The following is a 13196-nucleotide window of genomic DNA, read 5'->3' on the forward strand; positions in this document are numbered from 1 at the left end:
CGGTTAGGTCTTATTTCTTCTCGGTTTTGACTTCTTCGAACTCGGCGTCCACCACGTTGTCGTCAGCCTCTATCTTGTCGGCTTCTGGCCCGCCCGCTTCTGGTTGGGCCTGCCCGGCGTACATCTTCTCAGCCAGTTTGTGGGAAGCTTCTCCCAGCGCCTTGGTCTTGGCTTCGATGGTGTCCTTGTCGTTGCCCTTGAGCGCTTCCTCGGCTTCTTTCAGCGCGGCCTCGATCGCGGCTTTTTCATCGGCCGTGATCTTGTCGCCGTAGTCGGTCAGGGATTTCTTCACCGAGTGCACCATCGCGTCGCACTGGTTGCGGGCGTTGACCAGCTCCAGCGTCTTGCGGTCGTCTTCGGCGTGGGCGGCCGCGTCCTGCTCCATGCGGCGGATTTCCTCTTCGGACAGGCCGGAGCTGGCCTGGATCTTGATCTTGTTCTCCTTGCCGGTGGCCTTGTCCTTGGCGGAAACGTGCAGGATGCCATTGGCGTCGATGTCGAAGGTGACCTCGATCTGCGGCATGCCGCGCGATGCCGGCGGGATGTCGGAGAGATTGAACTGGCCCAGGCTCTTATTGCCGGAGGCCACGTCGCGCTCGCCCTGCAGAACGTGGATGGTCACCGCGTTCTGGTTATCCTCGGCGGTGGAGAACACCTGGCTCGCCTTGGTCGGGATGGTGGTGTTCTTCTGGATCAGCTTGGTCATCACGCCGCCCATGGTCTCGATGCCCAGGGACAGGGGCGTTACGTCGAGCAGCAGCACGTCCTTCACTTCGCCCTGCAGCACGCCGCCCTGGATCGCTGCGCCGATGGCGACGGCTTCGTCCGGGTTGACGTCCTTGCGCGGCTCCTTGCCGAAAATCTCCTTCACCTTCTCCTGCACCTTGGGCATGCGGCTCTGGCCGCCGACCAGGATCACGTCGGCGATGTCGTCGAGCTTCACGCCGGCATCCTTGATGGCCATGCGGCAGGGCTCGATGGTGCGCTCGATCAGTTCCTCGACCAGAGACTCGAACTTGGAGCGCGTGACTTTCACGGCCAGGTGTTTCGGGCCGGCCGCATCGGCAGTGATGTAGGGCAGGTTGACCTCGGTCTGCTGCGAAGAGGACAGCTCGATCTTGGCCTTCTCCGCGGCGTCTTTCAGGCGCTGCAGGGCGAGCACGTCGTTCTTCAGGTCGATGCCGTTTTCTTTCTTGAATTCGTCCACCAGGTAGTCCATCAGGCGCTGGTCGAAGTCTTCGCCGCCGAGGAAGGTGTCGCCGTTGGTCGAGAGCACCTCGAACTGGTGCTCGCCCTCGATCTCGGCAATTTCGATGATGGAAATGTCAAAGGTGCCGCCGCCGAGGTCGAACACCGCGATCTTGCGGTCGCCTTCCTTCTTGTCCATGCCGAAGGCGAGCGCGGCCGCGGTCGGCTCGTTGATGATGCGCTTGACTTCCAGACCGGCGATGCGGCCGGCGTCCTTGGTGGCTTGGCGCTGGCTGTCGTTGAAGTACGCCGGCACGGTGATCACGGCTTCGGTGACTTCCTCGCCGAGGTAGTCTTCGGCGGTCTTTTTCATCTTGCGCAGCACTTCGGCGGAAACCTGCGGCGGTGCCATTTTCTTGTCGCGTGCTTCGACCCAGGCGTCACCGTTGTCGGCCTTGAGGATCTTGTAGGGCATCAAGTTGATGTCCTTTTGCACTTCCTTTTCCTCGAAACGGCGGCCGATCAGGCGCTTCACTGCATACAGGGTATTTTTCGGGTTGGTGACGGCCTGGCGCTTGGCCGGCGCACCGCACAGGATCTCGCCGTCTTCCGCGTAAGCGACGATGGAAGGCGTGGTGCGTGCGCCTTCGGAGTTCTCGATGACCTTGGGCTGACCGTTTTCCATTACGGCCACGCACGAGTTGGTGGTGCCCAAGTCAATACCAATGATTTTTCCCATGTTTCTTCCTTTGTAACGAATGATTAAGAATTAACCTTGTTTCCCAGATGGGGTTGCTGGCGGCTATTTCAAGACTCTTTGGCCTTGGCCACCATCACCAGCGCCGGGCGCAGCACCCGGTCGTGCAGCAGATAACCTTTTTGCAGGACGCCGACTACCGTATTGGGAGCGGCGTCGGCGTCCACCATGCTGATGGCCTGGTGCTTGTGGGGATCGAATTTTTCGCCCATCGGGTCGATTTCACTCAGATTGAATTTCTCGAATACCGACACCAGTTGCCTGAGGGTCAGCTCGACACCGCTCTTCATGCTGGCCAGATCGGCGGTTTCCACCTTGATGGCGGCTTCCAGGCTGTCCTTGACGGCCAGCAGCTCGGACGAGAAACCCTCGACGGCAAATTTGTGGGCGTTGGCGATTTCCACCTGGGTGCGCTTGCGGATGTTGTCCGCATCGGCCTTGGCGCGCAGCCAGGCATCGTGGTGTTCCTGGGAGGCAAGTTCGGCCTGCTTGAGCATTTCTTCCAGGCTGGGCATGACTTCGGTCGCTTCGCCTTCGACACCCGCCTGGAAGGCTTCGCTCACGGCCGAAGCTTCATCCAGCTTTTCGAGAAACTCTTCCTGCTCGACTTTGTTTTTTTGATCTTTGGGTTGCATGACGTCCTCCTGATGACAATGCAACCCTTAATGGGGGTAGGGGCATTTTTTTCAAGAGCAGGGCGATCAAAAATGTCGCGCCACGGTCTCGTCGAGGCCGCAGTTGCGTGGAATGCAGGGAAGGGATGAGGGGGAACTAAACGGCCAGGTCGATCTGTTGCATCGTGCCGATCCCGCCATCTGCACTGATTATAGACGCCGGATGATTTGATTGGGGCGGCTTGATCTTGAAATGAAGGCTTTTAGTCTTTTGCACCCATCGCCAGCGCGCAGTTGCGAGAAGCGGCGCAGGCTTCTTTCTCTTCCGTCGCTATCCAGCCTTGCAGGTTTGCGGAGACGATATGACTCAGGGCGAGAATCCAGTCGTCGCGTTCATTCAGGCAGGGAATATAATGGAACTCCTTGCCTCCGGCGCCGAGGAAGGAGGCTTTGCCTTCCAGCGCAATTTCCTCCAGGGTTTCGAGGCAGTCGCCGACGAAGCCAGGGCAGATGACGTCCACCCGCTTTACGCCCTGCTTGCCGAGTTCTTCCAGGGTCGCCGTGGTGTAGGGCTTGATCCATTCGGCACGGCCGAAGCGCGACTGGAAGCTGATCCGGTATTGATCCTGTTTCATCTCCAGCGCCTCTGCCAGCAGCCGACCGGTTTTCTGGCACTCGCAGTGGTAGGGGTCGCCTTTGTCCAGGGTGTAGCGCGGTACCCCGTGAAAACTCATGACGAGCTTGTCGGGGCGACCATTCCGCATCCAGTCGTCGCGCACGCTTTGCGCCAACGCCGCGATGTAGCCGGGGTGGTCGTGAAAGCTCTGGACGGTGCGGATTTCCGGCATCTTGCGCATCTTGCGCAGGGCGTCGAACACCGCGTCCATGGCCGTAGCCGTGGAGCTGGCAGCATACTGCGGGTAGAGCGGGAGAATCAGGATGCGATCGCAGTTCTGCTGCTTGAGTTTCTCCAGCGCCGAGGCAACCGAAGGATTGCCGTAGCGCATGGCGAATTCCACCACCGGGGCAGCATTGCCCAGCGATTCGCCGAGGTAGCCCTTAAGCATCTTGGCCTGGCGCTGGGTATGAACCAGCAGCGGCGAACCTTCCGTCATCCAGATCTGGGCGTATTTTTCCGCCGATTTCTTCGGTCGGATATTCAGGATGATGCCGTTCAGAATCAGCCACCACAGCGCGCGGGGAATTTCCACCACGCGCGGGTCGCTGAGGAATTCCCTGAGATAAGGTTTCACCGCTGCGGCAGTGGGCGCATCCGGGGTGCCGAGATTGATCAGGAGGACGCCGGTTTTTGCGGCAGTGCCGTGGCGGTAAGCCAGTTCGGTGCGGTAGGACACGATTAGCTAGCCCTTAGTGGTAGGACAGCGCGCTGGACAGCAGCTTGGCGGTGACGTCCACGATCGGGATGATGCGTTCGTAAGCCATCCGGGTCGGGCCGATCACGCCGACGGTGCCGACGACTTGGCCATCCACCTCGTACGGTGCGGTCACCAGGCTGCATTCCTCGAGCGGCATGCGGCCGGATTCGCCGCCGATGAATATCTGTACGCCCTGGGCGTGCTGGCTGATGTCAAGAAGCTGCAGCAGGGTGGTTTTTTGATCGAATGCATCGAACAGCCTGCGCAAGGACGCCATGTTGGAAGACAGATCCTGCACATGCAGCAGCTTGCGCTCGCCAGACAGTACGTAGCTGTCGGCCCCTTCATTCATCGCCTCGCTGCCGGCCTCCAGTGCCACGGCCATGAGCGCGGTCATGTCGTGGTGCAACTGTTTCAGTTCGACCTGCATTTTGCTGCGCACCTCTTCCAGGGTGCAGCCGGCGTAGTGCTGGTTGATGAAGTTGGCCGCCTGGGTCAGTTCCGAGGCGGAATAGGATTTTTCACTGACGATGATGCGATTCTGCACATTGTCGTCGGTAGTGACCAGTATCAAAAGTATTCGCTTTTCGGAAAGATTCACGAATTCGATATGGCGGAAGGCGATGCTGCGACGCTTCGGCGCCATCACGATCCCGGCGAACTGGGTCAGGTCGGAAAGCAGTTGCGAGGCGGAAGCGATCAGCTTCTGCGGATCGCTGGGATGAAGCTGGTTTTCCAGTTGATGCACCTCGATGGCATCCAGCGGCTGCACGGTGAGCAGGGAGTCGACGAAGAAGCGGTAGCCGAGCGGAGTCGGGATGCGACCGGCAGAGGTGTGCGGGCTGATGATGTAGCCCATTTCTTCCAGGTCGGCCATGATGTTCCGGATGGTGGCCGGGCTCAGGTCCAGGCCGGAGAACTTCGACAGGGTTCGTGAACCGATGGGCTGGCCTTCGCTGATGTAGCGTTCCACCAGGGTTTTCAGCAGGATTTGCGCGCGTTTGTCGATCATACGTTCAGGGTTGTGCGTTATGTATTTCCCTAAGAAACGGCTATTTAGCCACGGATCAATACAGATAAACACGGATAAAACAATGCCTGGCCGAGAATACGCCCTTCATGAGAAGAGTAACTTTGATAATCTGTGTACATCCGTGTCGCCTAGAGGCGCCTACTTTTGGTAATCCGTGGCTGAACTGCTTTTATAGGATTTTGCACTTCGAGTCATAGTACCATCAAAAGTTTTATTATGGTTTAATTCACGGCATGAGTCAGCTCTTCAAAACCATTGCCCTGATTGGCAAATACAATAGCCCGGAGATCGGCGATTCGCTGCTGCGTCTGGCCAAGTTTCTCGTCGAGCGGGAACACATCGTGCTGTTAGAGCGTCAGACGGCCGAAAGCATCGGTGTGACCGACTATCCCCTGGCGAACCTGGAAGAGATCGGGGAGCAGGCCGACTTGGCCGTGGTGCTCGGTGGCGACGGCACCATGCTGAATATCGCCCGTTCCCTGTATACCTTCGGCGTGCCGCTGGTCGGCATCAACCAGGGCCGGCTCGGCTTTCTTACCGACGTTTCGGTCGATACCATGCTGGAAACCATGGCGGAAATCCTCGCCGGCGACTACCTCAGCGAAGCGCGCTTCCTGCTCACCGTCACCATCCGCCGCCATGGGGAGAACGTCCACGAAGCCTGCGCCTTCAACGACGCGGTGGTAAGCAAGGGTGCGACGGCGCGCCTGATCGAGCTGGAAGTGTTCGTCGACGGCCAGTTCGTTTACAGCCAGCGTTCCGACGGCATGATCATTTCCACTCCAACCGGCTCCACGGCGTATGCGTTGTCATCCGGCGGGCCGATCCTGCATCCCACGCTGGAGGCGGTGGTGCTCGTGCCGATCTGCCCGCATACCCTGAGCAACCGGCCGATCGCGGTGAACAGCGAAAGCACCATCGAACTCCTGCTGCTTCATGCCGACGACGCGCGCGTGCATTTCGACGGCCAGCGCCATTTCGATTTGCAGGAAAACGACTGGGTGATCGTGCGCCGATCCAAGCAGATGGTGCGCCTGCTCCACCCCTTCGGCCACAGCTACTACGACATGCTGCGCGAGAAGCTGCACTGGGGGGAAAAACTGTGAGGAGCGACCATCACCCATTACCCATTCCACGATCATTATGCTGCTGACCCTCAACATCCGTGATTTCGTCATCGTAGACCGCCTCGAGCTGGAATTCCAGCCCGGCTTCACGGTGCTTACCGGCGAGACCGGGGCAGGCAAATCCATACTGATCGACGCCCTGTCGCTGGCATTGGGCGAACGTGCCGATGCCGGCGTGGTGCGGGCCGGTGCAGAACGCGCCGAGATCGAGGCCGAGTTCGATACCCGCACCCTTCCCCAGCTTCAATCCTGGCTGGACGAGCACGAACTCGGCGGCGATCCCGGCGTGTGCCTGATGCGCCGCGTGGTGGATGCCGGCGGCCGCTCGCGCGCCTTCATCAACGGCCGTTCCGCCACCTTGCAGCAGTTGCGCGAGACCGGCGAATTCCTGGTCGACATTCACGGCCAGCACGCCCATCAATCCCTGCTCAAGGCGGCCGCCCAGCGCGAGCTGCTCGACGCCTACGCCGGCCTTGGGCGTCACGCCAAGGAAACAGCGGCAGCCTGGAAGGAATGGCAAGCGTTGAAGAGGGCGCGGTTGGAGCGGGAAAAGAATGCCGCCGCCTACGCCGAGGAGCTGGAGCGCCTGGAATGGCAGGTGAAAGAGCTGGCGACGCTGAATTTTTCCGTCCCAGAATGGGAGGAATTGCAGGCCGAACACGGCCGGCTGACCCACGCCGCCAGCCTGATGGAGGGTGCGCAGTACGGCCTGGAAGTCTTGTCGGAGAATGACGCGGCTTGCCTGGCGCAGGTCAACGGTGTGATTGCGCGCCTCAACAACCTGGTCGAGTACGACACCGGACTGAAGGAAATACTGGATTTACTGGAGCCGGCCGAAGTCCAGTTACGCGAAGCCGCCTACAGCCTGCGCCATTATCTGCAGCGCCTGGACATCGACCCGCAGCGCCTTGCCCAGTGCGAGCAACGGCTGGGGGAGGTTCACGATGCCGCGCGCAAATACCGTGTCGGCCCGGATCAACTGCCTGAGCTGCTGGCCGAGAAGAGCGGTCGCCTGGACGAGCTGCGCGGCTTCGACAGCGGCGGCGACGAGGCTCAGCGTGAACAGACGGCTCAGGCGCAATATCTCGATCTGGCCGGCAAGCTGAGTGCAGCCAGGAAAGAGGCGGCGCAGGAACTGGGCGGGAAGGTCAGCGCCGCGATGCAGTCCCTCGCCATGGCGGGCGGACGCTTCGAGATTGCGCTGACCGCATTTGAAGGCAATGCGCACGGCCTCGAAGAGATCGAGTTCCTGGTCAGCGCCCACGCCAGCCTGCCACCCAAACCCCTGGCCAAGGTCGCTTCCGGCGGCGAACTGTCGCGCATCAGCCTGGCCATCCAGGTCATCACCAGCAAGGTGTCGCTGGTGCCCACCCTGATCTTCGACGAAGTGGACGTCGGCATCGGCGGCGGCGTTGCGGAAGTCGTCGGTCAGTTACTCAAGCAGCTCGGCGCCGAGCGCCAGGTGCTGTGCGTCACCCACTTGCCCCAGGTGGCGGCGCAGGGCGATTATCACTGGCAGGTCAGCAAGAACGCCCGCGACGGCGGCGTGGTGAGCCGCATCCAGGTGCTGGAGCGGGAGGCGCGCATCGACGAGGTCGCGCGCATGCTGGGCGGGGTGGATATCACCGACACCACCCGCAAACATGCGGCTGAGATGCTTGGAAGGTAGGGTGCGTCCCACGCACCACCCCTGCGAGATTAAACGCATAATGCCCGAATACCGAAGAGCCAGCACCAAGGGCGGCACCTATTTCTTCACCGTCAATACCTACCGGCGTCAACCCGTGTTGATTGGCGAGGATGTAAGGGATGCCCTGCGGGAAGGAATCGACAAGACACGAGAGGTAATGCCATTTCAGATTTTGGCCTGGGTATTGCTTCCGGATCACCTGCACTGCATCTGGATGCTGCCTGAAGGCGATGCGGATTTTGCAAAACGCTGGGGCATGATTAAACGGCATGTAAGTCAGTGTTGCGGTGATCGGTTAAACCACGAGGAATGGCTGAGCGAATCGCGGCGCAAGCGCAATGAAACGAGCCTCTGGCAAAGGCGATACTGGGAGCACCAGATAAGAGATGAGGCCGACTTTGCAAGGCATGTCGATTATATTCACTGGAACCCGTTGAAGCACGGTCTGGTGGAGAAGGTGGCGGAGTGGCCATATTCAACATTTCACCAGTATTTAGCGAGAGGGGTTTATTCGCAGAATTGGTGCGGGGATTTCAGTGGTGTGTGGAATGATGCGGAGTTTGGTGAATAGTTACTTGATTTGGTGCGTGGGACGCACCCTACGCTTGCTCCAACAATTTACGAACGGAAAAAAGAAATGAAGAGATTGACGCTTTTTGTTTTGCTCGCCGGCGTTTCCAGCGCAGCTTTGGCTGTTCGAGAGCTGCCGCACCTCGAATTAGTCAAAAAATACATGCGAAGTCCAGATGCATATGGCGCTAAGATCGCATCTTGCAAGGGGAGCTACATGATTCTGCAAGACGATGTCGAATGCTGGGCCGTGCATACGGCGAAAGACCTGTCGGCGGTGCCCAACGACACGCGTGAGCTTATCCTGAGTACGCCAAGGCTTGAAGCTGCGCTATCGATATGCCAGGCCATGTCAATGAAAAATCGGTACGAGAGCAGAAAGTGTGCCGCGGCTGGACAGGCGGATACCTTTATTTCGTTGAGGCTGCCGCGCATGAAATTGGAGCCGGTTAAGTTCAAGTGACCCATGTGAAGGGTTTCGGGTGACGCTGATTGCCCGGCCAATTTGAGCAAGCGTAGGGTGCGTCCCACGCACCAAGCCAATCTACTCCTCCAGTTTCAACCATCCAAGTCGCGCCGCCGTTTCACAGCGTCGTCAGCCTGGCGAGCCAGTCGCCGAATTGGTAGGTGAGCACGGTGACCAGCGGCAGAACGTAAAAATAGGCGCGCATCAGGTTGCGTATCGTGCGGTTCGCGGTTTTCAGTTCCATGAAATGATCGATCACCAGTCGGCCCTTGAAGGCCATGGTCAGGCAGATGATCAGGGTGACGCCGAGGCCGGGCTCGGAAGATTCGCCGAGGAAGGCGCCGCCCAGGGTCAGCGCTACCAGCAGGAGCCACAACAGGTTCAGGGTTTGTTTGTGGGTCATGATGTCGGCCTGTTCAGCGCAGCAGGTACAGCAGCGGGAAGATGATCAGCCACACCAGGTCGGTGGCGTGCCAGTAGGAAGCGAAGGCTTCCATTCCTTCGTGGTCTTGCGGGGTGTAGGCACCCGTCTTGGTGCGCACCATTACCCACAGCAGCCCCATGATGCCCCAGCCGACATGCACCATATGGGTAAAGGTCAGGTAGTAGTAGACGGTGAAGAAGATGCCGGTGCGACCGGTGACGCCGTGGCTGACATTCCAGCGGAACTCGAAATACTTGGTGACGAAATAGCCGCAGGCGGCAAGCAGCACCAGAACCAGCCAGCGCAGGCTGACTTCGGGGCGATTTTCGCGGATTGAGATCACCGCGTTGGCGACGAAGTAGCTGCCGGAGATCATCAGCACGGTGTTGAAGGTGCCTGCGAACAGGCTCAGTTGCAGCGGGCCTTCGCGGAATGCTGCCGGGAAGTGGGCGCGGGCGATAAAGTACACGCCGAACAGCAGCGCGAATTCAGTCATCTCGCTCAGGATTCCGGCCCAGATCCCTTTATTGCCGGGGATGCGGCCTTCGATCGGGTCCTGCTCGGAGCGGGTGGCGGTCAGTAACACGGTATGGGCGTGAAGTAACGCGTGGAAAAAGCTATCAGGCTGACAGGCCGGAGGTTGCTGCCCTTCCTTTGCGAACCTTGGTGTCCTTTGCGGTTATGTTTTTATTAATCAAAATCAGGTCTTGTTAGGGCAGTCCTGCTTGGTGCAGTCGGCGAACAGATACAGCGAGTGCTCGCGGACCACGAAACCGCGCTCCTTGGCGACCTTGTCCTGTCTTTTTTCGATTTCCGGGTCGTAAAACTCTTCCACCTTGCCGCATTGCAGGCAGACCAGGTGGTCGTGATGTTTGCCCTGATTGAGTTCGAATACCGCCTTGTCGCCCTCGAAATGGTGGCGGATCAGCAGCCCCGCCTGCTCGAACTGGGTCAGTACCCGGTATACCGTGGCCAGCCCCACGTCCTCGTTGTCCGCCAGCAGGATTTTGTACACGTCCTCGGCGGTGAGGTGGCGCACGTCGCTGGTCTCGAACAGGTTGAGGATTTTCAGGCGGGGGGTGGTGGCCTTGAGCCCGGCGTTTTTCAGGTCCTGCGAGTCGCCCATGAGTCGATCCTCAATTTAATCGTTTAATCTTAAAAGGCTAATTAACCACAAATGCCAAAAGTTGGCGCCTCCAGGCGACACGCATTTTTACGAATGGTTGGAGGTAAATATTGTGTCACCAAACAGGTGAATCGGCCAAACTATGTTAATGCACTGATTGTTTGTAGGTATTCGTGTAAATTCGAGGTGAGAATATTTTTCCGGATTCAATCATATAATGTTTACCCTTCGCTTTCCAGCGCTTCCTGGGGTGTTATAATGCCGCCACTTTATTGTTTTTTGCCGGGATTTTTATGAAATCCGTTCTGCGGGCACTTGCTGCCATCTCCATTCTGCTCCTTGCCGCCTGTTCCGTGACCGACAAGGTTACCGAAAAGCTTACGCCTTACAAAATCGACATCCAGCAGGGTAATGTCGTCACCCAGGAGATGGTGGCGAAGCTCAAGCCCGGCATGACCAAGGCCCAGGTGCGTTTTATCCTGGGTACTCCGCTCATCGCGGACGCATTCCATGCCAATCGATGGGATTATGTCTACCGCTACCTGAAAGCCGGCAAGCTGGTTGAAGAGAGGAAGCTGGCGCTGTTCTTCGATCAGGAATTGCTGCAACGCGTCGAAGGAGACGTGGTGGCCGCCAGTCCGGCAACGGAAGAAAAGAAGCCGCCGGCGGCAGTCGGTGAGCCAGCCAAGGCTGTAGAGCAGCCGGCGCAGGGTACGGCGCCGGCGAAGGAAGAAAAAGGCTTTTTCGGCAGCATGATCGAAAAAATAGGATTCTGAGCATGGGTGCATTGAATATTGCGATTGCGGGCAGTTCCGGGCGCATGGGCCGTGCCCTGCTCGAGGCAGTGGCGCAGGCGCCGGACATGCGGCTCGCAGCTGCCTTGGAGCGGAAGGGCAGCCCGTTTGTCGGCAGGGATGCGGGTGAACTTTTCGGCGCGCCATGCGGTGTTTCCATCAGCGAAGATACGGCGATCGCGCTCGCAGGTTGCCATGCGCTGATCGATTTCACCCGCCCCGAGGCGACGCTGGATCATCTGAAAGCCTGCCGCGAACTTGGCATCAATATTGTCATCGGTACGACCGGTTTTTCCGCCGAGCAGAAAGAGCTGATTGCAGACGCTGGCCGTGATATCGGCGTGGTGTTCGCTCCCAACATGAGCGTCGGGGTAAACCTCAGCCTCAAGCTGCTCGACATGGCGGCGCGCGTTTTGAATGAGGGCTACGATATCGAGATCGTCGAGGCGCACCATCGCCACAAGGTCGACGCGCCTTCCGGCACTGCGCTGCGCATGGGTGAGGTGGTAGCCAATGCGCTTGGCAGAAATCTGGCGGAATGTGCGGTGTATGGCCGCGAAGGCGTAACCGGCGAGCGCTCCCCCTCGACTATCGGCTTCGCTACGGTGCGCGGCGGCGATATCGTCGGTGACCACACCGTGCTGTTTGCCGGCACCGGCGAACGTATCGAGATCACCCACAAGGCCAGCAGTCGCGCCACCTTTGCGCTGGGTGCGCTGCGCGCCGCGCGATTCCTCGCCCAGCGTGGCAAGGGACTGTTTGACATGCAGGACGTGCTCGGCTTGCGTTGATCGTTTCGCGGTAATCCGGTATAATCTCAGCAGTTTGAAGAGCGGGGGATGGCGTGAGCCTACCCCGCTTTGCATATCCGCTTTAATCTCAAGGAGCCCCCGTGCCGCACCACCAGACCGCTATTCTCGCGCTTGCTGATGGGACAATATTTCGCGGCATTTCCATCGGCGCTACCGGCCATGCCGTCGGCGAGGTGGTTTTCAATACCGCGATGACCGGGTATCAGGAAATTCTTACCGACCCTTCCTATTGCCGCCAGATCGTTACCCTGACCTATCCGCACATTGGCAACACCGGGACCAATTCCGAAGATGCTGAGTCGACACAGATTCATGCTGCCGGCCTGGTGATCCGCGATTTGCCGATCCAGTCCAGCAACTGGCGCAGCAGCGAGGATTTGGGCGCTTATCTGCAGCGCCATAATGTGGTCGCCATCGCCGATATCGACACCCGCAAGCTGACGCGCCTGCTGCGCGAAAAGGGTGCGCAGAGCGGTTGCCTGATGGCTGGCGATATTGACGAGGCCAGGGCCATCGAACTGGCGCGCGGCTTCCCCGGCTTGGCCGGCATGGATCTGGCCAAGGTGGTGAGCTGCGACCAGCCTTATGTCTGGCAGGAGGGAGAGTGGAAGCTGGGTAGCGGTTTCACGCCCCAGGATAACCCCCGGTTTCATGTGGTCGCCTACGATTACGGCATCAAGCGCAACATCCTGCGCATGCTGGCCGAACGCGGCTGCAAGGTGACGGTGCTGCCTGCCCAGGCCTCCGCCGAGGAAGCGCTCAAGCTCAAGCCGGACGGTGTGTTCCTGTCCAACGGCCCGGGCGATCCGGAGCCTTGCGATTACGCGATTAGTGCGATCCAGAAGATTTTGCAGACCGGTATACCGGTTTACGGCATCTGCCTCGGCCACCAATTGCTGGCGCTGGCCTCCGGGGCGACGACGCGCAAGATGAAGTTCGGCCACCACGGCGCTAACCACCCGGTGCAGGATCTCGACAGCGGTCGCGTCATGATCACCAGCCAGAACCATGGCTTCGCGGTTGACGAGGCGACCCTGCCGGCCAATTTGCGCGTGACGCACAAGTCGCTGTTCGACGGCAGCAACCAGGGCATCGCCCGCACCGACGTGCCGGCGTTCAGCTTCCAGGGACACCCCGAGGCGAGCCCGGGGCCGCACGACGTGGATTACTTGTTTGACCGTTTTATCGCCATGATGGGCGAAAGAAAATAGCAACCGTG

The 13196-nt window shown here is 59.3% G+C and carries 14 protein-coding genes; 7 read left to right on the forward strand and 7 right to left on the reverse strand.

Annotated features, from left to right (window positions below; all coding sequences use genetic code 11):
- Positions 1-10: 10 nt before the first annotated feature.
- From dnaK to hrcA, 4 genes are all read right to left on the reverse strand, one after another.
- Positions 11-1927 carry a molecular chaperone DnaK gene (dnaK, locus tag VMV64_RS13270; RefSeq protein WP_325331093.1) on the reverse strand — a complete coding sequence of 639 codons (1917 nt, stop codon included), beginning with the start codon at positions 1925-1927 and terminating at the stop codon, positions 11-13.
- A 68-nt stretch (positions 1928-1995) separates the two neighbouring features.
- The gene (gene grpE / locus VMV64_RS13275; protein WP_325331095.1) at positions 1996-2580 is read right to left on the reverse strand and encodes a nucleotide exchange factor GrpE; all 585 of its coding nucleotides are present in this window, start codon (positions 2578-2580) and stop codon (positions 1996-1998) included.
- Between the two features lie 242 nt (positions 2581-2822).
- A complete protein-coding gene (gene hemH / locus VMV64_RS13280; RefSeq protein WP_325331097.1) occupies positions 2823-3914 on the reverse strand; it encodes a ferrochelatase in 1092 nt (363 codons plus the stop codon).
- Positions 3915-3927: 13 nt separating this feature from the next.
- Positions 3928-4947 (reverse strand): heat-inducible transcriptional repressor HrcA, encoded by a 1020-nt coding sequence (gene hrcA, locus VMV64_RS13285; RefSeq protein WP_325331099.1) that lies wholly within the window; start codon positions 4945-4947, stop codon positions 3928-3930.
- A gap of 254 nt (positions 4948-5201) precedes the next feature.
- Here hrcA and VMV64_RS13290 point away from each other — a divergent pair, with 254 nt between their 5' ends.
- From VMV64_RS13290 to VMV64_RS13305, 4 genes are all read left to right on the forward strand, one after another.
- Entirely contained in the window at positions 5202-6074 is an 873-nt protein-coding gene (locus tag VMV64_RS13290; RefSeq protein WP_325331101.1) for an NAD kinase, read from the forward strand.
- A 37-nt stretch (positions 6075-6111) separates the two neighbouring features.
- Positions 6112-7764, forward strand: coding sequence for a DNA repair protein RecN (gene recN / locus VMV64_RS13295; protein ID WP_325331103.1), 1653 nt, complete (start codon positions 6112-6114; stop codon positions 7762-7764).
- Between the two features lie 40 nt (positions 7765-7804).
- On the forward strand, positions 7805-8356 hold the full coding sequence (locus VMV64_RS13300) for an REP-associated tyrosine transposase (protein WP_325331105.1): 552 nt from the start codon (positions 7805-7807) through the stop codon (positions 8354-8356).
- 66 nt (positions 8357-8422) lie between these two features.
- Positions 8423-8818, forward strand: coding sequence for a hypothetical protein (locus VMV64_RS13305; RefSeq protein ID WP_325331107.1), 396 nt, complete (start codon positions 8423-8425; stop codon positions 8816-8818).
- 121 nt (positions 8819-8939) lie between these two features.
- On the opposite strand, the gene VMV64_RS13310 is transcribed toward VMV64_RS13305, so the two are convergent.
- The 3 genes from VMV64_RS13310 to fur form a co-directional block, all read right to left on the reverse strand.
- Positions 8940-9224 (reverse strand): cytochrome C oxidase subunit IV family protein, encoded by a 285-nt coding sequence (locus VMV64_RS13310; protein WP_325331109.1) that lies wholly within the window; start codon positions 9222-9224, stop codon positions 8940-8942.
- Between the two features lie 13 nt (positions 9225-9237).
- Positions 9238-9831, reverse strand: a complete 594-nt coding sequence (locus VMV64_RS13315; protein WP_325331111.1) for a cytochrome c oxidase subunit 3 family protein — start codon at positions 9829-9831, stop codon at positions 9238-9240.
- Between the two features lie 114 nt (positions 9832-9945).
- Positions 9946-10371 carry a ferric iron uptake transcriptional regulator gene (gene fur, locus VMV64_RS13320; protein ID WP_325331113.1) on the reverse strand — a complete coding sequence of 142 codons (426 nt, stop codon included), beginning with the start codon at positions 10369-10371 and terminating at the stop codon, positions 9946-9948.
- A gap of 293 nt (positions 10372-10664) precedes the next feature.
- Here fur and VMV64_RS13325 point away from each other — a divergent pair, with 293 nt between their 5' ends.
- The 3 genes from VMV64_RS13325 (at position 10665) to carA (ending at position 13188) form a co-directional block, all read left to right on the forward strand.
- Positions 10665-11147: an outer membrane protein assembly factor BamE gene (locus VMV64_RS13325; RefSeq protein WP_325331115.1), complete on the forward strand. Its 483-nt coding sequence runs from the start codon at positions 10665-10667 to the stop codon at positions 11145-11147.
- A gap of 2 nt (positions 11148-11149) precedes the next feature.
- On the forward strand, positions 11150-11956 hold the full coding sequence (dapB, locus tag VMV64_RS13330; RefSeq protein ID WP_325331117.1) for a 4-hydroxy-tetrahydrodipicolinate reductase: 807 nt from the start codon (positions 11150-11152) through the stop codon (positions 11954-11956).
- A 101-nt stretch (positions 11957-12057) separates the two neighbouring features.
- Positions 12058-13188, forward strand: a complete 1131-nt coding sequence (gene carA / locus VMV64_RS13335) for a glutamine-hydrolyzing carbamoyl-phosphate synthase small subunit (protein WP_325331120.1) — start codon at positions 12058-12060, stop codon at positions 13186-13188.
- The last annotated feature ends 8 nt before the right edge of the window (positions 13189-13196 follow it).

The organism is Sulfuricella sp. (genome assembly GCF_035531155.1).
Classification (GTDB): Bacteria; Pseudomonadota; Gammaproteobacteria; order Burkholderiales; family Sulfuricellaceae; genus Sulfuricella.